Source organism: Facivitalis istanbulensis (genome assembly GCF_040560405.1).
Classification (GTDB): Bacteria; Pseudomonadota; Alphaproteobacteria; order Sphingomonadales; family Sphingomonadaceae; genus Sphingomonas; species Sphingomonas istanbulensis.
The window spans coordinates 61,908-82,233 of record NZ_JAVSCQ010000008.1 but is presented as its reverse complement, the minus strand read 5'-3'; the positions used below and the strand labels follow the sequence as shown (position 1 = coordinate 82,233).

17 protein-coding genes are annotated in these 20,326 nt (G+C 69.0%); 12 read left to right on the top strand and 5 right to left on the bottom strand.

Annotated elements, in window-relative coordinates; genetic code table 11:
- Nucleotides 1-22: 22 nt before the first annotated feature.
- The 3 genes from RN629_RS07395 to RN629_RS07385 are packed head-to-tail and all read right to left on the bottom strand — an operon-like array spanning nt 23 to nt 1,769.
- Nucleotides 23-817, bottom strand: a complete 795-nt coding sequence (locus RN629_RS07395) for a hydrolase 1, exosortase A system-associated (protein ID WP_407034626.1) — start codon at nt 815-817, stop codon at nt 23-25.
- On the bottom strand, nt 805-1,500 hold the full coding sequence (locus RN629_RS07390) for an alpha/beta hydrolase family protein (protein ID WP_407034625.1): 696 nt from the start codon (nt 1,498-1,500) through the stop codon (nt 805-807). The genes RN629_RS07395 and RN629_RS07390 overlap by 13 nt, the downstream gene beginning before the upstream one ends.
- A complete protein-coding gene (locus tag RN629_RS07385; protein ID WP_407034624.1) occupies nt 1,497-1,769 on the bottom strand; it encodes an acyl carrier protein in 273 nt (90 codons plus the stop codon). The genes RN629_RS07390 and RN629_RS07385 overlap by 4 nt, the downstream gene beginning before the upstream one ends.
- A gap of 203 nt (nt 1,770-1,972) precedes the next feature.
- On the opposite strand from RN629_RS07385, the gene RN629_RS07380 reads away from it, so the two are divergent.
- The 12 genes from RN629_RS07380 to RN629_RS07325 all read left to right on the top strand — a co-directional run bounded on the left by RN629_RS07380 (nt 1,973) and on the right by RN629_RS07325 (nt 17,827).
- Entirely contained in the window at nt 1,973-3,460 is a 1,488-nt protein-coding gene (locus tag RN629_RS07380) for an AMP-binding protein (protein ID WP_407034665.1), read from the top strand.
- Nucleotides 3,457-4,695, top strand: a complete 1,239-nt coding sequence (locus RN629_RS07375) for a pyridoxal-dependent decarboxylase, exosortase A system-associated (RefSeq protein ID WP_407034623.1) — start codon at nt 3,457-3,459, stop codon at nt 4,693-4,695. Before RN629_RS07380 ends, RN629_RS07375 begins: the two co-directional genes overlap by 4 nt.
- 88 nt (nt 4,696-4,783) lie before the next feature.
- Nucleotides 4,784-5,425, top strand: a complete 642-nt coding sequence (locus RN629_RS07370) for an XrtA/PEP-CTERM system exopolysaccharide export protein (RefSeq protein WP_407034622.1) — start codon at nt 4,784-4,786, stop codon at nt 5,423-5,425.
- A 12-nt stretch (nt 5,426-5,437) separates the two neighbouring features.
- The gene (locus RN629_RS07365) at nt 5,438-6,946 is read left to right on the top strand and encodes an XrtA system polysaccharide chain length determinant (protein WP_407034621.1); all 1,509 of its coding nucleotides are present in this window, start codon (nt 5,438-5,440) and stop codon (nt 6,944-6,946) included.
- 8 nt (nt 6,947-6,954) lie between these two features.
- Complete coding sequence (locus RN629_RS07360) at nt 6,955-8,082, top strand: AAA family ATPase (RefSeq protein WP_407034620.1); 1,128 nt, start codon at nt 6,955-6,957, stop codon at nt 8,080-8,082.
- The gene (locus RN629_RS07355; protein WP_407034619.1) at nt 8,079-9,842 is read left to right on the top strand and encodes a porin family protein; all 1,764 of its coding nucleotides are present in this window, start codon (nt 8,079-8,081) and stop codon (nt 9,840-9,842) included. The genes RN629_RS07360 and RN629_RS07355 overlap by 4 nt, the downstream gene beginning before the upstream one ends.
- A gap of 19 nt (nt 9,843-9,861) precedes the next feature.
- Complete coding sequence (locus RN629_RS07350; RefSeq protein ID WP_407034618.1) at nt 9,862-11,382, top strand: AAA family ATPase; 1,521 nt, start codon at nt 9,862-9,864, stop codon at nt 11,380-11,382.
- Nucleotides 11,372-12,244: an XrtA system polysaccharide deacetylase gene (locus RN629_RS07345; protein ID WP_407034617.1), complete on the top strand. Its 873-nt coding sequence runs from the start codon at nt 11,372-11,374 to the stop codon at nt 12,242-12,244. The genes RN629_RS07350 and RN629_RS07345 overlap by 11 nt, the downstream gene beginning before the upstream one ends.
- Nucleotides 12,241-13,278: a FemAB family XrtA/PEP-CTERM system-associated protein gene (locus RN629_RS07340; protein WP_407034616.1), complete on the top strand. Its 1,038-nt coding sequence runs from the start codon at nt 12,241-12,243 to the stop codon at nt 13,276-13,278. Before RN629_RS07345 ends, RN629_RS07340 begins: the two co-directional genes overlap by 4 nt.
- Nucleotides 13,275-14,432 (top strand): TIGR03087 family PEP-CTERM/XrtA system glycosyltransferase, encoded by a 1,158-nt coding sequence (locus tag RN629_RS07335; RefSeq protein WP_407034664.1) that lies wholly within the window; start codon nt 13,275-13,277, stop codon nt 14,430-14,432. Before RN629_RS07340 ends, RN629_RS07335 begins: the two co-directional genes overlap by 4 nt.
- Nucleotides 14,429-15,934: an exosortase A gene (gene xrtA, locus RN629_RS07330; protein WP_407034615.1), complete on the top strand. Its 1,506-nt coding sequence runs from the start codon at nt 14,429-14,431 to the stop codon at nt 15,932-15,934. The genes RN629_RS07335 and xrtA overlap by 4 nt, the downstream gene beginning before the upstream one ends.
- 6 nt (nt 15,935-15,940) lie before the next feature.
- Entirely contained in the window at nt 15,941-17,827 is a 1,887-nt protein-coding gene (locus RN629_RS07325; RefSeq protein WP_407034614.1) for an XrtA/PEP-CTERM system amidotransferase, read from the top strand.
- Nucleotides 17,828-17,864: 37 nt separating this feature from the next.
- Here RN629_RS07325 and RN629_RS07320 read toward each other — a convergent pair whose 3' ends face one another.
- Complete coding sequence (locus tag RN629_RS07320; RefSeq protein WP_407034613.1) at nt 17,865-18,848, bottom strand: alpha/beta hydrolase; 984 nt, start codon at nt 18,846-18,848, stop codon at nt 17,865-17,867.
- A 290-nt stretch (nt 18,849-19,138) separates the two neighbouring features.
- Nucleotides 19,139-20,188, bottom strand: a complete 1,050-nt coding sequence (locus RN629_RS07315) for a 1,9-bis(guanidino)-5-aza-nonane synthase (protein WP_407034612.1) — start codon at nt 20,186-20,188, stop codon at nt 19,139-19,141.
- Between the last annotated feature and the right edge of the window lie 138 nt (nt 20,189-20,326).

Sequence of the window (20,326 nt, the reverse complement as noted above, 5' to 3'; positions counted from 1 at the left end):
GCGTCGGGGGCGGGGCGGGATCCTATCCCGCGTCCGTCCCTTCGCCGGACGCGACGGCGCGGACCCTTTCGAGCAGGGCGCGTTCCAGTGTGTCCAGCGCATCGGCGTAGCTGTGCGAATCGCTGTCGATCGTTGCGATCGGAAAATCCTGCCCGCGTGCCGCCGCGCGGAATGCCACACCGGTCGCGTCGCCGCGCGCGATGATGATCGTGGCGGCGTCCTCCCAGTCCGCGATCGTCGCCAGCAGCGGCGCGGCTGTGGTGTCCAGCGGGGCGGGGGGCGCGGCGATCTTGCCCAGTCCCTGGCGTAGCCGCCCGAAATCCACGCCGCCGGACGCGGCGCGCAGCCATTCGCGCGGGCTCATCAGCTTGCGGGTGTAATGGCGGCGGATCGCGGCGGCGGGCGGCAGCGCGTCGGGCTCGTCCGACAGCCACGGATTGGACAGGATCACGGCGTCCAGCCCGGCTGGCCGTCCGAACGACGCCAGCGCGGCGGCGGCGTCGCAATTGCCGAAACCGACCAGGCGTTCCAGCCCTGCCGCCTCGGCAAAGGCCCGCGCGGCGGCGGCGATATCAGGGGCGCTCGACTCCCAGCCCCGGTTGACGCCTTCGCTATCGCCGACCCCGCGCCGGTCGAACCGGAAGACCGGAATGCCCCGGCCGGCGATCCGCGCGGCGAGAAGGGCCTGTCCGCGATGTGCGCCCATGCGCGGTTCGTTGCCGCCCGACACGATCAGCAGGCCGGTTGTCCCCATGCCCTCGTCAAGCGTTCCGACGAGCGTCGCCGCCTCGCAGGGAAAGGATATCAGCCTTCGCATGCGGTGATCCACTCGGCGACATCGTCGGCCAGCATGGCGGCGAGTTCGGGGTTTTCCTGTGGCTCGGCGCGCCGCCAGGGCGGCACGGCGTCGATGCTCCGGTCGGCGGGGGCGCGGTCATGGCCCAGCCGCACGACCCGGCGCGGCCCGTCCGTTCCGGCATGGGGTTCGGCCCCCGCCAGTTCGGCGAGGAAATGGGGGGAGACACGATTGCCCGCGACCCGCACGGGGGATTCGTCGCCGAACAGCCCGCCGCCGCCACCGCGCAGTCCCGCCGCCGCGCGCAGCCGGATGACGTCCCGCAGCACCGCCTCGCCGCTCATCGGCGCCAGATGCCAGCGTCCGGCCAGCGCAGTGTCGCCGTCGACCAGCGCGCCACCCCGGATCGAAACACCATAGCAACGAGTGTCGGACAGCGCGGCTGCGGCGGCGCGATGCGCCTCGCGCCACTGGGTCAGGCTCGCCTTTTCGGTCTCGACCAGGCTTTCGCCCGTTCCCGGCCAGTCGGGCAGCGCGCCGCCGATGCCGCGATCGGCCAGCCGCCGCAGCATCGTCACGGCCAGGGCCCGCGTCCTGTTCGCCTCTTCCCAGAAGGGGAGCGCGACCAGTACGACAGGCCCATGGCCCGGCCCGAAGCGCAACAGCGCCTCGCGCCCGCCGGGCCCGTCATAATAATCGATCAAGCGGGCGCCTTGGCGCTGGCGAAGGCGACCAGCTGGCCGAAGGTCTCCAGCATTTCGCCATCCACCTCGTCATCCTCGATCAGGATGCCCAGCCGATCCTCCAATTCGGTCAGCACGCCCGCCACCGCCATCGAATCCAGCTCAGGCAGCGCGCCGAACAGCGGCGTATCGGTGTCGAAACCCGCGACACGCTCGGATGACAGGCCGAGCACATCGGCCAGCACGCCGCGCACCGTCGTTTCGACCTCTGCCTTCGTCCCGCGTTCCAATCCCTGTCGCCTTGTCTATTTCGTATGTGCGGACTGCGTTAGTGCGGCGGGCCATTTTGGGCAACCATGGGGGTTGGCGTGGCTTCGCTCCGGCATGTCGGGGAGTGGGCGGTGCGCGCATCGTGATCCCCTGCAACGGGGGCGCAATGGCGGCCAGCGCCCGCGCGCTCGACTTTGCCCCCCGCCGCCCTGTAGATGGCGCGATGACCATCGATCCGTCCGCGTTCCCGATCGATCACGTCCTGCGTGGGGTAGGCGATGCCCCGGCCTTGCTCGACCGCGAGGGCGAATGGCGTTTCGCGCAGGTCGAACAGGCGGTGGGGCGTCTGGCGGGCTGGCTCGCGGGGCAGGGCTTCACGCCGGGCGCGCGGGTGGCAAGCTGGCTGCCGAAGACGCGCCTTGCCGCCTTGATGCCGCTGGCCGCGCCGCGCGCGGGGCTGATCCATGTGCCGATCAACCCTTTGCTCAAGCGCGTGCAGGTGGCGCATATCCTGGCCGACAGCGACGCCGCGCTGCTTCTGACCCATGCCCCGCGCGCGGCCACGCTGGAACCCGGCGATGTCCCGTCGACCACAAGGCTGGCGACCGAGGCGGGGGAGGGCGACATGCTGCCCCGGTCCGATGCCGATCCGGCGACGCTGGCGGCGATCCTCTATACCTCGGGCTCGACGGGGCGGCCCAAGGGGGTCATGCTGTCCCATGCCAATCTGTGGTTCGGCGCGGTGGCGGTCGCCGCCTATCTGCGCCTGACCCCGGGCGACCGGGTGCTGGGCGTGCTGCCCTTCAGCTTCGACTATGGGCAGAACCAGTTGCTCTCGACCTGGGCGGCGGGGGGCGCGGTCGCGCCGCTCGACTATCTGACGCCGCGTGACGTGGTGAAGGCGGTGGCGCGGCACGGCGCGACGACGCTGGCCGGGGTGCCGCCGCTCTGGACCCAGTTGCTCGGCATCGACTGGCCCGAAGAGGCGATCGCGCCGCTCCGGCGGCTGACCAATTCGGGCGGCGCGCTGACCCCGCGCCTGGTGCAGGGGTTGCGGCGGCGTTTCCCGGGGGCGGACCTCTATGCGATGTACGGCCTGACCGAGGCGTTTCGCTCGACCTATCTCGACCCGGCGCTGATCGACGCGCACCCGGATTCGATCGGGCGCGCCATTCCCTTTGCCGAGGTGATGGTGCTGCGCCCGGATGGCCGTCGCGCCATGCCGGGCGAGCCGGGCGAGCTGGTTCATGCCGGGCCGCTGGTCGCGCAGGGTTATTGGCGGGACGAGGCGCGAACGGCGGAGCGCTTCCGCCCCGCCCCCGGCTGGCCGCGCGCGGTCTGGTCGGGCGATACGGTGGTCGAGGACCCCGACGGGCTGCTGCGCTTCGTCGGGCGCGACGACGAGATGATCAAGATCGCGGGCAACCGCATCAGCCCGCAGGAGATCGAGGAGGCCGTGCTGGCGGGCGGCGAAGCGCGCGAGGCGGTGGCGATCGGCCTGCCCGACGCGGCGCAGGGGCAGGCGGTGACGGTCATCCTGGCCGGTGACGCGGCGGCCGAGCCCATGCTGCGCGCGCGCTTGAAGCGGGACCTGCCCAATTTCATGCAGCCCGCGCACTATGACTGGCGCGACGCGTTGCCGCGCAACGCCAATGGCAAGCTGGACCGCGCGGGGCTGCGCCGGGCGCTGCTCGAAGGATCGACATCATGAAGCCGATGGGCCCCATTCCACCCGAGTTCGCCGCGCAGCAGGGCGCGCTGACCGTTGGGGGGCGCCGCGCGGCCGAATGGCTGGCCGGGCGCGACGGCCCCGTCTTCGTTTATGATCCCGCCATCATGCAGGCGCGGGTGGCGCGGTTCCGGGCGGCCTTTGCCGGGGTCGACCTGCATTATGCGATCAAGGCCAATCCCTTCCCGCCGCTGCTCGCTGCGATGGCGCAATGGGTCGACGGGTTCGATGTCGCCTCGTCCGGGGAACTGGCCAGGGTCGCGGGGCTCGGGCGGCCGATCAGTTTCGCCGGGCCGGGCAAGCGCGATGCCGAGCTGACCGCCGCGATCCGCGCGCGGGTGACGATCAACCTGGAGTCGGAAGGCGAGGCGCAGCGTGCATTGGCGATCGCCGGGGCGCTGGGCATCACCCCCAGGCTGGCGGTGCGGGTCAACCCGGATGTCGAGCTGCGCGGATCGGGGATGAAGATGGGCGGCCGGCCATCGCCTTTCGGCATAGATGCCGACCGCGTCCCCGCGCTGGTCCGCGCGATCCTGTCGGCGGGGGCCGACTGGCGCGGCTTTCATATCTATGCGGGCAGCCAGGCGCTGGATGCGCAGGCGATCGTCGATACGCAAGGCGCGACGGTCGCGCTCGCCGCGCGGCTGGCAGAGGCGGCGGGGGCGATGCCGCCGCTCGTCAATCTGGGCGGCGGGTTCGGCGTGCCCTATTTCGCGGGCGACCGCGCGCTGGACATCGACCATGTCGGCGCGGCTCTGGCCGAGACGCTGGCCGAGCGCCCCGCCATCCTGGGCGACAGCCGTTTCGCGATCGAACTCGGACGATGGCTGGTCGCGGAGGCAGGGGTCTATCTGGCGCGGATCGTCGATCGCAAGGAGAGCGGGGGCGAAACCTTCCTGATCCTCGACGGCGGGCTCAACCACCAGCTGGCGGCCAGCGGCAATTTCGGCACCGTGGTGCGGCGCAACTATCCGCTCGCGCTGGCCGATGCGATGGGCGCGGAGGGCACACAGACCGTCTCGGTCGTCGGGCCGCTCTGTACCCCGCTCGACCGGCTCGGCGACCGGGTGGCACTGCCGCCCGCGCGGGTCGGCGATGCCGTCGCCATCTTCCTGGCCGGCGCCTATGGAGCGACCGCCAGCCCCTCGGCGTTCCTGGGCCATGACCCCGCGGCCGAGGTGATGGCCGAAATGATCGACCCGATTGCGCGCCCCTAACCCTATGTTCACCTCTTTGCGGGCATAGCGATCCTGCGCAATTTGCCCCCCGCAGCCGGATCGCGGGGGGATCTGGAGTGTCCTACGCATGGCTGTATCGCCCGCCCGCCTCTGTCTGCTTCTCGGCCTGTCCGCCGCGACGCTGTCCGCCTGTTCGACCGGTGCGACGCGGCCGGAACTGCCGCCGGCGGGCTATGTCGCGAAGAAGGACGTGCCGGGCGATGAATATATCATCGGTCCGCTCGACCAGCTGAACATCTTCGTCTGGCGCAATCCGGACCTGTCGGCCAAGGTGCAGGTCCGCCCCGACGGCCGCATCACCACGCCGCTGGTCAATGACATGCCCGCCGTCGGCAAGACGCCGGCGATGCTGGCCGACGACATGAAGAAGGCGCTGTCTGAATATATCTCGAACCCGATCGTGTCGGTGATCGTCGAGAATTTCGCCGGCACCTACAGCCAGCAGGTCCGCATCGTCGGCGCCACGGAAAAGCCCGCCTCGATCCCCTACCGTGCGAACATGACGCTGCTCGACGCGATGATCGCGGTCGGCGGGCTCAACCAGTTCGCGGCGGGCAACAAGGCCAAGCTGGTGCGGACCGACCGCGAGACCGGCAAGCAGCGTGAATACGCCTTGCAGATCAACGACCTGTTGCGGCGCGGCGATTCCAGGGCGAATGTCCGGCTGGAGCCGGGCGACGTCATCATCATCCCAGAATCGATGTTCTGAGGCTGATCGCGCATGTCGGGCATATTGGAAGAATTGCGGATTGCGCTTCATGCGATCTGGACGCGGCGCTGGCTGGCGCTGGGCGTCGCGTGGATCGTGTGCATCCTGGGCTGGCTGTTCGTCTCGCAAATCCCCAGCCGGTATGAATCGCGCGCGCGCATCGCGGTCCAGAATGCGCAGTTGCTGCCCGACGGCATGGCCCCCGGCCAGTCCAGCCAGATGCAGTCGGTGGACCAGGTCCGCCAGACGCTGATCTCGGCGATCAACCTGCAAAAAGTGGTGCGCGGCACCGACCTGGCCAGCACCGTGTCGAGCGACGCCGATGTCGCCGCCCGTGTCTCCGCGCTCGCCCAGTCGATCAAGATCGAGAACCAGCAGGATACGGTCTTCCAGCTGACCGTGACCCAGTCGAGCCCCAAGCTGGCGCAGCAGGTCGCGCAGAAGCTGGTCGACATCTTCGTCGAGTCCAATCTGGTCGGCGATCGGAACAACACCGCGCAGAGCCTGACCTTTCTCGACCGCCAGCTGAACGAGCGGCAGAAGCAGTTGCAGGAGGCCGAGGCCAAGCGCGCACGTTACCAGAACCAGTTCATGGGTGGCTTGCCGGGCAGCGGATCGGTCGCCGACCGGATCGGGCTGGCCCGGTCGCAGATGGCGCAGCTCGACAGCGATCTGGCCGCCGCCCAGTCGAGCGTGGCGGCGCTGTCGGGACAGATGGCGGCGACGCCGCGCACGGTGGGCGAGGGGGGCGGCGTCGCCGGCCCCGCCAAGGTCCGCCTCGCCACGCTGCAGTCGCAGCTGGCCGATGCCCGGGCGCGCGGCTTCACCGACAATCATCCCGATGTCATCGCGCTGAAGAACCAATTGGCGGCGGCGCAGGCGGCGGCGCGCGCCGAACCAGCAGGTGGCGGCGCGGGCGGGCAGGCCAATCCGCTCTACCTGTCGCTCCAGTCGATGATGGCCGAAAAACAGGCGCAGCTTGCCAGCCTGAAGATGCGCAAGAGCCAGTTGCAGGGCGATCTGGACCGGTTGAACGCCAGCCTGGCGGGCGATCCCGAAGCCGCCGCCGAGCAGGGCTCGATCGACCGCGATTATCAGGTTCTGAAAGACAGTTACGACCAGTTGCTGCGGCAGCGTGAGCAGGTTGCATTGCGCGGCCAGGCACAGAACCAGACCGACTCGATGCGCTTCTCGCTGATCGACCCGCCGACCTATCCGCGTGCGCCGAGCGCGCCCAACCGGATGTTGTTGCTGACCGGGGTGTTCCTGGCCGGGCTGGGGCTTGGCGTGGGCGCCGCGTTCGGCCTGTCCAAGCTGCGCCAGACCTTCACCACGCCGCAATCGCTGCAAAAGACGATGGGGTTGCCGGTCATCGGCTCGATCGGGGAGGTGGTGACGCGGACACAGGTCGAAACGCGCGCCAAGCGCCTCAAATTGTTCCTTGGCGGGACGGCGGCCCTGGGCGCGGCCTATGGGATGGTGGTCGCGATCGAGCTATTACAGCGGGGTATGGCGGCGTGAGTAACAACGTGAGACCTTCCAAACCCCGCCGGGCCCCGTCGCTTCTGGAGCGGGCGGCCAATGTCTATGATTTCCAGGCCTATGGTCGCGCGCCTTTGCCCCGCCCCGAAGAGGGGCGCGTGGCTCCCGCCACGCCGGTCGCAGCCGATCCTGTGCCCGAGCCGGCCATCGCGCCGCCATCACAGCCGGTAGCGGATCAGCTTCCGCCCTTCATTCCCGCCATTGTTCCCGACCCGGTCGCCGAGACCGTCGCCTTTGCATCGCCGCCTTCGATCGCGGAGGACTCGGCGGAGCCGGCGCTGCCGACGCTGGAGGGCATTCCGGCCGAATTCCTGGCCCAGCCGGGCGACGATGAATTCCTGGCCAGCGAATATAATCCCGGCTTTTCCGACGTCGCGATGGTCGACCGCGCGATGCTGGCGGAGAATGGCATGATCGTGCCCGGCGCGCCGATCGGCCCGCTGGCCGAGGAGTTCCGGCTGGTCAAGCGACAGCTCATCGTCACCAGCCGCAGGCTGGTCGAGGAGGGCGATCCCGAAAAGGCGCGCGCGGTGCTGGTGTGTTCGGCGCGCCCCGGCGACGGCAAGACCTTCTGCTCGGTCAACCTCGCGCTGTCGCTGGCGGCGGAGCGCGATATCGAGGTGCTGCTGGTCGATGCCGATGTCGCCAAGCCCGATGTGCTGGGGCGGCTGGGGCTGGTCGAGGGACCGGGACTGCTCGACGCGCTGGAGAGCAGCGCGGTCGATGTCGAGGAACTGGTGATCCGCACCGACGTGCCGCATCTGTCGGTCCTGCCTTGCGGGACGCGGACCGCGAACGACACCGAACTTCTGGCCTCGGCGCGGACGCGGGCGGTGCTGCAACGGCTGTTGTCGGCCAATCCGCGGCGCATGGTAATCTTCGATTCGCCGCCCGCGCTGGCCGCCTCGCCCGCGTCAGTGCTGGCGATGCTGACCGGCCAGGTGATGATGGTCGTGCGCGCCGATCGCACCCCCGAAAGCGAGGTGTCCGCCGCCATCGACCTGCTCGACGCGTGCGAGCATATCCAACTGGTCCTCAACAGCGTCGCCTTCGTGCCCGGCAGCCGTCGTTTCGGCTATTATGGCAAGGAATATGCGCGGGACGGTGCCCCATGACCCGCATGGGGGGCGTGCTGGCGGGGGGTATGACCTGGGGTGGCGCATTGGTTGCCGTCCTGCTGCCCGCCTGCGCATCGGCCCAGCTTTCGGGCGCGCCGGGCGGCATGGGCAACGGCCAGGCGGCGACGACGACCGCCGCCGCGCCGACCGACCAGCCCGCCGCGCCGCCCAGCGCGAGGGTCAGCCCCTATGTCGAGGTCGGGCAGTTGTTCAGCGCCGACCTGAACGGCGGCGACACCGTGACCTACACCACGCTGGCGGCGGGCGTGAACGCGCAGGTCAGCACCGCGCGTGCCCAGGGGCAGGTCAGCTATCGCTACGAGCATCGGATCGGCTGGAGCGATCGCTATAGTGGCGGGGACATTCACAGCGGGCTGGCGCGGGGCCTGTATCGCCTGACGCCCGAGATCTCGATCGATGCGGGGGCGCTCGCCACCCGAACGCGCGCGGATATTCGCGGCGTGGCCCCCGGCGTGCTGGTCGGCGACACGCGTAACATCTCGCAACTCTATTCGGCCTATATCGGTCCGGTCGTGTCCACCCGTGCGGGGCCGGTGCAGATCGGGGCCAGCTATCGCCTGGGCTATTCGCGCGCCGATACGCCGGGATTTGGCGGGCTCTCTGCCGATCAGCCCCGGCTCGATTATTTCCGCGACAGCTGGAACCAGATGGTGACCGCGCGGGCCGACCTGCGGCCGGGCGTGATCCTGCCGGTCGGCCTGTCGGTCAGCGGTGCCTATGAACGCGACGATGCGGGCCAGTTCGCGCAGCGTTACCAGGGCGCGTTCGCGCGTGGCGACGTGGTGTATCCGATATCGCCCTATGTCGCGCTGACCGCCGGGGTCGGCTATGAAGGGATTGAGAGCAGCCAGAGGGGGTTTTCCGGCTCGACTGAACCCGTGCCCGGTCAGGCCATACCCATACCCATACCCGTACCGGGTCAGGCCATATCCGTGCCGGTCTTCGATGGGGCGGGCGACGTCGCCGCCACCCCTTCGGATGACAGGCGGCGCATCGCCTATCGCACCGACGGCGTCTATTATGACGCGGGCGTGATCTGGCGGCCCAACCGGCGCACCTCGGTGGAGGGGCATATCGGCCAGCGTTACGGTTCGCTCAGCGTCACCGGGCAGGCGCATTACCAGTTGGCGCGCACCGTCGCGATCAACGCCGTGGTGTATGACGGCATCCAGACCTTCGGCCGACAGCTGAACAGCGGGCTGGCCGGGTTGCCGACCGATTTCGTGTCGACGCGCGACGCCTTCTCGCAACAGTTCAACGGTTGCACCTTCTCGACCAGCGGCACCACGCCCGGCGGATGCCTGAACGACGTGCTGCAATCCATGCAGAGCGCCGTCTACCGTGCGCGCGGGGTCAATGCGATGATGACGGTCTCGCGCGGGCGCAACACCTATGGCGTCGGCCTGGGCTATGCGAACCGCCATATCTTCGCCCCCGATGGCGTGTCCGGCCTGGCCTATGGCGGGGGGGACGACGAAAGCGCCTATGGCCAGATTTTCTTCGGCCATGCGCTCAGCCGGGATTCGGGGCTTAACGTGAATGGCTTCGTTAACTATTATGCGAGTAGGCTGGCGGGGGCCGAGGATGTGATATCGCTGGGGACGACGGCCAGCTATTATCGCAACTTCGGTCGGCTCGGAACAACCGCGTCGGTTGGATTGTACCATTTCTCGGTCGGGGACATCAGCAGCGCCCTGTCGGCGCAGGCCCTGATCGCGGCGAGGTATCAGTTCTGACCGGCCGAAAGGCACAATGATGTACGAGACCCATTTCGGCCTGGGCGAGCGCCCGTTTCAGCTGACCCCGGACCCGCGCTTCTGGTTCGAGACGGCGACGCATGGCAAGGCGATGGCCTATCTCGGCTATGGCCTGGCGCAGGGCGAGGGCTTCATCGTCATCACCGGCGATGTCGGCGCGGGCAAGACCACGCTGGTCGGGCATCTGGTCGAAACGCTCGACACGCGCCGCCTGCGCGTCATCCATATCGTCTCCACCGCGATCCAGCCCGATGACCTGCTGCGCAGCGTCGCCGAGCAACTCGGGGTCGACAGCGCGGGCCTGTCCAAGGCCACGCTGCTGACCGCGATCGAGCGGGCGCTGAACGGTGTCGCGCGCGATGGTCGCCGCGTCCTGCTGATCGTCGACGAGGCGCAGGCGCTGCCGATCGCCTCGCTCGAGGAATTGCGGATGCTGTCCAATTTCCAGGCGGGCGGCCATGCGCTGTTGCAGATCCTGCTGGTCGGCCAGCCCGAATTTCGCGACCGCTTGCTGGGGTCCGGCGCGATCGAGCAGTTGCGCCAGCGGATCATCGCCATCCACCATCTCGATCCGATGGAGCCCGAGGAGGTTCCCGATTATATCGCGCACCGGCTGGCGGTGGCGGGCTGGACCGGCCGCCCCGATTTCGCCGCCGATGCGTTCGACGCGCTGTATGAGGCATCGGGCGGCGTTCCGCGCCGGTTGAACGTGCTGGCGGGCCGCGTCCTGCTTCAGGCGGCGATCGAGGGGATCGAGATGGTCGGTCATGAGACGGTCGAAAGCGTCGCCGCCGACATGGCCGCCGATCTGGCCGTTGGCCCCGCCGCCGAGCCTGTCTTCACCCCCGAACCGGCCCCCCGGCCCGCGCCGATCATGGCGCCCGTCATGGGGGCGGCGTCCCCGCTTCAGGCGGTTCCGTCGCCTGCTTCGCCCCTGTCCTTCGGCGCGGGAACGCTGGGCGGCACCACGATCGGCCCGGACATGCTGAACGGCATGATGGCCGAGATCGGCGCGACGGTCGGCACGTTGCGTCCGGGCATGTTCGGCGGTGCGCCCGCCGACCGGCCGGTGCGGCCCGAAACCATTGTCGCCGACCCGATCACCCGAACCCGCGTCGTGCCCGAGAGCGTAGCGATGTCCTCCGCCACCCACCGTGTCGTCGCGCCGCCGCCCGCGCCCGAGCCGGTGTCGCTGCGGCCCATGCCCGAACCCGTCGCCGCGGCACCAGAGGCCGGCCCGGCCCGGCCCGACGCGGCCCCTATCGAATCGGCAAAGCCCGAACCGGCGCAGATCGACCCGGCCGCTACGGAAGCGGTCGAGGCGCTGGAAGGACGCATCGCGCAACTGGAGGCCCGGCTGGAGCAGCAGGAGGCGGCGCTGCGCCGTGTGCTGACGTTGCTGGTCGACTGGACCGAGATGGACGGTCGTGGTGACTCGCGGAGCGAGGGGAAGGGCGAACCACGCCGCGATGCCCCGGCGACCATCCGGCCGGCGGGGGCATGGGGCCATGCCGCCTGAACCGCGCGATCCGTCGATGGGGCCGCTCAACGGCATGTCCGTCGATGTCGAGGAGTGGTTTCAGGTCGGGGCGTTCGAACGGACGATCGACAAGGCGGACTGGGACCGGCTGGACAGTCGGGTCGAGGCCAATACCGACGCTGTCCTCGCGCTGTTCGCCGAGACGGGCACGCGCGCGACCTTCTTCACGCTGGGCTGGGTGGCGCATCGCCATCCCGGCCTGATCCGCCGTATCGTTGCGGCGGGGCATGAGATGGCCAGCCATGGCTGGGACCATCAGCGCGTCTTCACCATGACCGCCGCGCAGTTCCGCGCCGATCTGGAGCGCGCCCGGACCGCGATCGAGGATGCGGGCGGGCAGGCGGTGACCGGCTATCGCGCACCCAGCTTCTCGATCGACGGACGTACCCCCTGGGCGCACCCGGTGCTGGCCGAGGCGGGCTATGCCTATTCCTCCAGCGTCGCGCCGTTGCGCCACGATCATTACGGCTGGGCCGAGTCGCCGCGCTATGCATGGAAGCCGCTGGCCGATGCGCCGCTGGTCGAACTGCCCGTTACGGTGGGGCAATGGGGCGGCAAGCGGCTGGCGACCGGGGGCGGCTTCTTCCGCATGCTGCCCGCCAGGCTGACCGACATGGCGGTGGGGCAGGTGAACCGCGACCGGCACGGGGCGATCTTCTATTTCCACCCCTGGGAAATTGATCCCGCCCAGCCGCGTGTCGCCGACGCGCCGCTACGCTCCAGGATGCGGCACTATAGCCGCCTGGGCGCGATGGCGGGCAAGTTGCGCGGGCTGCTGGCCCGGCATGACTGGGGCCGCGTCGATGCCGTCGCGGCGCGGGAGGCGACGGCGCTCGCATGACCGGCGCAGCCCCGACCATCCGCGCGGCCGATCTGGCGCGCGCCGAGGATCGCGCGCGGATCGATGCCTTCGTCACGGCCCAGGCGGCGGGGACGCCCTTTCACCGGACGGGCTGGCTGCTGGCGGGGGCCAGGGGCTGCGGACAGCGCGCGCATTATCTGGTCGCCGAGGATGCGGGCGGCGCGATCATCGGCGTCCTGCCGCTCAGCGAAATCCGCTCGCCCCTGTTCGGCGCGGCGATGGTGTCGACCGGGTTCGGCGTCGATGGTGGCGTGCTCGGCGCGGGCGTGGAGGAACTGGCAGCGGCGGCCTGGACGCTGGCGCGGGCGCGGGGGATCGAATCGGTCGAGTTGCGCGGCGGTCCGGCTCCGGATGGCTGGTCGCTCGATACCGACAGCTATCTGGGCTTTGTCCGCCCGATCGCGGCCGATGACGAAGCCGAGCTTAAGGCGATACCGCGCAAGCAGCGCGCCGAGGTGCGCAAGGCCCTGTCCAACGATTTGCAGATCGCCACCGGCACCGATGCCGCGATGATGACCGAGCATTATCGCATTTATGCCGAGTCCGTGCGCAACCTGGGCACGCCGGTCTTTCCCGCCGCGCTGTTTCGCGAGGCGATGGCGCGGCTCGACGCCGATATCCTGACCGTTCGGCATCAGGGGCGGGCAGTGGCCAGCGTGCTGAACCTTTATCACCAGGGCGTCGTATACCCCTATTGGGGCGGCGGCACGCAGGCGGCGCGGGGGCTGCGCGCCAACGACCTGATGTATTTCGCGCTGATGCGTCATGCGCGCGAGCGCGGTTGCCACCATTTCGATTTCGGCCGGTCGAAGGTCGGCACCGGCGCGGCGGCGTTCAAGAAGAATTGGGGCTTTGACGGCCAGTCGCTGACCTATGCCAGCCACAGCCTGCACGGGCCGCGCGCGATCAATCCGCTCAATCCCAAATATGCGATGATGATCGCGGTGTGGAAACGGATGCCGGTCTGGGCCGCGCGGATGCTGGGGCCGATGATCGCGCGGGGGCTGGGTTGAAGGACCTGCTGTTCCTGGCGCACCGCGCGCCGTTCCCGCCTGATCGCGGCGACAAGATCCGAAGCTATCACATCCTGCGCCATTTGAGCGAACGCTGGCGCATCCATCTCTGCGCCTTTGGCGAGACGGAGGCCGATTTCGATCCGCCAACGGCCTTCTCCGCGCGGCTGGCGTCGTGCCGGATCATCCCCCGTACCAAGCCGATGCCACTGGCGGCGGTACAGGCGCTGGCCAGCGGCAAGCCGGTGTCGCTGACCGCCTTCGCCCATGCCGGCATGGCGCGCGCGGTAGCCGATGCCCGGCGCGCGGGCGTCGCCGCGACGTACATCTTCTCCGGGCAGATGGCGCAATATCGCGGCACCGAGCCGACCGTCATGGATATGGTCGATGTCGATTCCGCAAAATTCGCCGCATGGGCCGGGCAGGCGCGCGGTCCCAAAGCCCTGATGCTGCGGCGCGAAGCCCGATTGCTCGCCCGGTTCGAGCAGGCGGTCGCGGTCGCCGCCAATGCCACCCTGTTCGTCAGTGAAGCGGAGGCGGCGCTGTTCCGAGCGCGGGGCGGCACCGGCCGGATCGTCGCGGTCGAAAATGGCATCGACACAGCGGTCTATGACCCGGCACAGGTGGTGCCCGTGCGCGAGCCCGGCCCGCTGATCGTCTTTACCGGGCAGATGGATTATCAGCCCAATATCGATGCCGTGACCCATTTCGCCCGCCACATCCTGCCCGCCGTCCGGGCCGTCCATCCGCGCGCGCGCTTCGCGATCGTCGGGCGCGCGCCGACCCCGGCCGTAAGGCGGCTCGCGGGGGAGGGGGTGATCGTGACCGGCGCGGTACCCGACACCCGGGTCTGGCTTGCGGCCGCGCGGGTCTGTGTCGCGCCGCTGATGCTGGCGCGGGGCATCCAGAACAAGCTGCTGGAGGCCATGGCGATGGCGCGTCCGATCGTGGCCAGCCGTGCGGCGGCCGAGGGGATCGATCATCGCGGCACGATCGCGGTGGCGGACGGTGATCGGGATTTCGCGGAACGCGTCGTCGCGGCGCTGGAGGGCCCGGCCGCCAATCCGGCGGCGCGGGCACAGGTGCTCGACCGTTATGACTGGCGCGCGCGGCTGGCCCCGCTCGACCGGCTGTTGGAGGATATCGCCGCATGACGCCGGAAACGCGGATCGGGGCCGGGCGCTGGCCCTATCATCTCGCGCTGCTGGGCGCCGCGGCGCTGATCGTCCTGCTGATCTTCTGGAGCGACGTGACCCATGTGGTCGAGATCTGGTGGACCAGCACCACCTATGGACACTGCCTGTTCATCGGTCCGGTCGTCGGCTGGTTGGTGTGGCAAAGGCGGGCCGAACTGGCGCGGCTGACCCCCGCCGCCTGGTGGCCCGGCCTCGTGCTGGTGCTGTGCGGCGGGCTGGTCTGGCTGCTGGGCGATTCCGCCACCGTGGCGCTGGGCCGGCAATGGGGGCTGGTCGTGATGCTGGAAGGGCTGGTGGTGACGCTGCTCGGCCCGATGGTCGCGCGCGGACTGATCTTTCCGCTCGGCTATGCCTTTTTCCTCGTGCCCTTTGGCGAGGAACTGGAGCGCCCGCTGCAAAAGGTGACGGTGGCGATCGTCATGCCGCTCCTCGACCTGTCGGGGATTCCGGCCTCGGTCGACGGGGTGTTGATCCATGCGGGACGCTATTGGTTCGAGGTGGCGGAGGCCTGTTCGGGGTCCAAGTTCGTCATCGCGATGATCGCCTTCGGCACGCTGGTCGCGCATCTGTGCTTCCGTTCGCCCTGGCGGCGGGCGGTCTTCATGATCGTGTCGGTCATCGTGCCGATCCTGGCCAATGGCGTGCGCGCCTGGGGCACGATCTTCGCGGCCGATCGCATCTCGTTGTCGGTGGCGACGGGGTTCGACCATATCGTGTTCGGCTGGGTCTTCTTCGCGATCGTGATGGCGGCGGTGCTGGTCATCGGCTGGCGCTGGTTCGACCGGGCGCCCGACGATCCCGCCTTCGATCCCGTCCGGTTGCAGGGGGTGCCCCGGCGACGGATCGACCCGCTGGTCGCCGCGCTGATCGCGGTGGCGATCACCGCCGTCTTCCCCAGCTGGAGCCGGATGAGCGCCGCGCGCGAGGCGGTGGTTCCCGCCCGGCTGGCGCTGCCCGATGTGCCGGGCTGGCGCGTCGTGGCGCAGAAGAGCGACTGGCAACCCTATTATCCGGGAGCCCGGGCGGTGGCGCAGCGCAGCTATGCCGATGATGCGGGGCATCAGGTCGATCTCGCGGTCGCGGTCTTCGCCCAGCAGCGCGAGGGGGCCAAGCTGGGCGCGTTCGGCACCGGTATCCTGCATGAGGGCGACCGCTGGATTCGCGTCGCCGACATGGACCGCGTCGCGGACGGGGCGGTCACCCGCATCACCGCGACCGGCCCCTATGGCGGGGTCGAGGAACGCGACGTTGCGACATGGTACCGGATCGGCGATAGGCTGACCGCGGATATGCGACGGGTGAAGATCGAAACGATGAAGGCCAGGCTGCTCGGTCGCCCCGAACCGGCCCTGGCGATCCATGTCGCCAGCGAGGGCGATGATCCGCAGGCGATCGCGGCGTTCGTTCGCGCGCTGGGGCCGCTCGATCGCTTTGCCGATCGATTGGTCGGGACGCGCTGACGCCCGATGTGCGGCATCGCCGGTCTTTTCCACCCCGCCACGCCCAAGCCGGTCGATCCCACCCGGCTGCGCGCGATGATCGGCGCACAGGCGCATCGTGGACCCGATGGGCAGGGCGTCTGGACCGCGCCGGGCGTCGGCTTCGCCCATGCCCGGCTGTCGATCATCGACCTGGCCGGATCGCCCCAGCCGATGGTGGAGGATGAGGTCGCGGTCTGCTTCAACGGTGAGATCTACAATTACCGCGCGCTCCGCGACGCACTGCGCGAGAAGGGGGCGGTGTTCCGGACCAGCGGCGATACCGAGGTCTTGCTCCATGGCTGGCGGCACTGGGGGCCGGCGATGCTCGACCGGCTGGACGGGATGTTCGCCTTCGCGGTGCATGATGCCCGGGCGGGCGTGTTGTTCCTGGCGCGCGACCGGCTGGGGGTGAAGCCGCTCCATTGGGCCGAACTGCCCGACGGAGCCATCGCTTTCGCGTCGGAGATGAAGGGGGTGCTGGCGCATCCGCTGTTCCGCCGCCGCCCCGATATCCGCGCGGTCGAGGATTATCTGGCGCTGGGCTATGTTCCCGACGATGCCAGCATCGTCTCGGGCATCCACAAGCTGGCGGCCGGGCATTTCCTGCTGGTCGAACGGGGCCGCGCGGTGCCCCGCCCGCGCCAATGGTGGGATGTCGATTTTTCGGCGCGCGAGAGCGGATCGGTCGCGCGACTGGGCGAGGGGCTGCTCGACCATATGCGCGCGGGCGTCACCAGCCGGATGGTCGCCGACGTACCGCTGGGCGCGTTCCTGTCGGGCGGGGTGGACAGCTCCGGCGTGGTCGCGTTGATGGCGGAGGCGTCGCCGCGCGCGGTGCGAACCTGCACCATCGGGTTCGAGGAAGCCGGGCATGACGAGCGGCGCTATGCCCGCGTCATCGCGCAGCGTTTCGCGACCGATCATGACGAGCGGGTCGTCCGGGCCGATGATTTCGCGCTGATCGACACGCTGGTCGCGCAGTTCGACGAACCCTTTGCCGACGCCTCGGCGCTCGCGACCTATCGCCTGTGCGAACTGGCGCGTGAGCATGTCACCGTCGCGCTGTCCGGCGACGGCGCGGACGAAGCGATGGCGGGCTATCGCCGCCATGTCTTCCATGCGGGGGAGGAGCGCATCCGTGGGCTGCTGCCCGCCGATCTGCGGGCCGGATTGTTCGGGACGCTGGGACGCTTCTATCCCAAGGCGGACTGGGCGCCGCGCCCTCTTCGCGCCAGGACGACGTTGCTCGCACTCGGCATGGACGGGGCGGAGGCCTATGCGCGGGCGGTGGGCGTCACCAGCCCCGAATGGCGCGGACGGCTCTTCTCGCCCGAGGCCAGGGCGGCGCTGGGCGGGCACCGGGCCGAGGATCGCTATGTCGTCGCGATGCGCGATGCGCCCGCGCGCGATCCGATCGACCGGGCCCAATATGCCGACCTGAAAATCTGGCTGCCCGGCGATATCCTGACCAAAACCGATCGCGCCTCGATGGCGGTGGGACTGGAGGCGCGCGAGCCGCTGCTCGACCATCGGCTGGTCCAATATGCCGCGCGCCTGCCCGCCGCGATGCGGATCCGGGGCGGGCAGGGCAAATGGCTGATGAAGAAGGTGCTGGAACCCTATCTGCCGCGCGATATCCTCTATCGCCCGAAAATGGGGTTCGTGACGCCGATCAGCGCGTGGTTTCGCGGCGCGCTCGCCGATGATGCCGCGCGGCTGGAGCATTCGGGCCTGCTGCGCGAGACCGGGTGGTTCCAACTGGCCGAACTGGGCCGGATGGCCGCCGACCACCGATCGGCCCGCGCCGACCATGGCCGGACGCTCTGGCAGATGCTGATGCTCGAACGGAGCCTGCAACGGCTGTTCGGCTGAGGGGGGTGCCCGCCCACCGCCATTGAGGTGGATCCTGTCAGCCCTTCAGCGTCTGCGCGATCCAGCGATCGAACAGATCGGGCCAGAGCCGGGCGGGGGAGCCTTCGGGCGCGCTCCTCGCGCCGAAGCCATGGCCGCCGCGTTCGAAGAAATGCGCCTCGACGGGCACCTTGGCGGCGCGCGCGCAGGTCAGCACGTCGATCGACTGGTCGATCGGCACCAGCCCGTCATCGACCGCATGGACCAGGAAGAGCGGGGGCGTGGTCGCGTTGATCCGGCGCGGCGTGTCATAGCGCGCCTTGGTGGCGGGGTCCGGCTGCGAGCCCAGCAGCGTGTCGCGCGATCCGGCATGGGTGCTCGGCGTCGACAGGCTGGCGACCGAATAGATCAGCCCGGAAAAGCGTGGGCGTGCGGATCGCCGGTCGGCGGCGTCGACCGGGGTGTAGACGGCATCATCATAGCCGACGGTCAGCGACGCGGCGAGATGCCCGCCCGCCGAAAAGCCGACGACGCCCAGCGTATCGGCGTCGATACCATAGCGCCCCGCCTGCGCGCGGATGAGGCGCATCGCGCGCTGCGCATCCTGCAACGGCACATCGGCCTGGTGGTCCCAGCCCTCCGACGGCAGGCGATAGGCGAGCGCGAAGACGGTGATACCATGCGGGTTCAGCGTCCGGGCGACATCGATCCCTTCATTCTGCACCGACACGAAGCCATAGCCACCCCCCGGGATGGTCAGCACGGCACGCCCATCGGGCCGTTCGGGGCGGAAGACCGCGACGATCGGGGTCGCAATGCCACGCAACCACAGTTCGCGCCGCCCGGCGGGGCCGTTCATCGACGGATTGGGCGTGGGAAGCATGGCGCGAGCCCCCGGCGCGCGGCCGGGCCAGAGCGGAAAATGCTCGGCGGGGGGCCAGGGCGTCATGGCGTCGGCCAAGGGCGGATGGCCTTGCGCGGCGGCGCGTCCGGCCAGCGGTGCGGCGGCCATCGCGCCGATGACGGTGCGTCGATCGATCACGGTCTTCCTCTCCTCCCGATCCACGCACGGGATGGCCGGTCGGCCTCCTTTCCGGGATCGCTATCGCGTTGGAGCGTGACCGGCCACGGCGCGGTGGGCAAGAGAAAAAGGGCGGAACCATGCCGCTCCGCCCCTTCACTTCTTCTAGTGTCCGTATTTCTTGATCCCACGCCGGCGCAGCTTTTCGCGTTTGCGGCGACGGCTATAGGGTATCGCGAACGTCACGATCGAAAGCAGCACAGCGCCCATAATGAGATAGGCAAGCTGCTCCCGTCCCAGAAATGCTATCATTAATCGAAAATCGCCCCCCAACGACGCTTGGCGCGCTCACGCCAATGGCCGCGGTGATACGCGTCGGAGGCGAGAAGCGGCATGACTGAACCGGCTTCGGCGAATACCATCTGTTCGAGGGCCGTGTCTACCTTGCCCCAGCTCGCCGCTTCCTTCAGCGTCGAAGACGAGCAGGCGCCGTCACGAACATCGGCGACCGTGATCTGCACCGCATATTTGTGCATTTCGACATCGTCATGGCCCAGGATCTCGGCGCAAACGACCGTGTCCTGGATGAAATTCTTCGGAACGCCGCCGCCGATCATGAGCAGCCCGGTGGTGCCCGCCTTGATCTTGATGTCAGTCAGTTCACGAAAGTCCGCCACGGCGTCGAGCACCATATAGGGCTTGTTTTCCTTCATCCGCTCGACCTGATGCTTCACCAGGCCAAAGCCCGCCGACGAATCGACAAAGGCCGGGCAGAAGATCGGCACGTCATGCTCATAGGCCAACTTGACGAGGCTGTTGTCCTTCTTGCCGTGCTCTGACAGATACTTGCCCATCTCACGGATGAAGGCGCGGCTCGAATAGGGGCGCGGCTCGAGCGAGTCGGCGATCTGGCCGATCGTGTGGTCGCAATCCTGAAGCTGCTCTTCGTCGATATAGGTGTCATAGATGCGGTCGATGTAGAGCGAGCGCAGCGTGTTGTCGTCCGGCACTTCCAGTGCCTGATAATGCTTGTGGCCGAGCCCCTCGAAGAAATCCATGTCGACGATCGATGCGCCGGTCGCGACCACGCCGTCGATCATGTTCGAGCGCAGCAGTTCCGCATAGAGGTCCATGCAGCCGCCCGCCGAGGTCGAGCCCGCGATGACGAGGAAGATCGAGCAGTCCTTGTCGGCCAGCATCTGGTTGTAGATGCCGGTCGCGCGCGCCAGGTCGCGGCTGGTGAAGCTCATCTTGCCCATCGAATCGATGATAGGGCGGGCGTCGAACGTGGTGATGTCGATATGCTCGACCACGCTGGAGAGCAGTTCGGCCTTACGGTTGTCGTTGATCGTGTCGGTCATGATGGTTCCATCATCATCGAGAAGCCGTCGTCGTTATTGGGGACGCGGTAACCCGGCTGGCCCGGCCCTGCACGATCGCGCGGGACCGGAATGGGAAGGGGCCTTATCGCGACGAACGCCGCAATGCCACCCCATTCC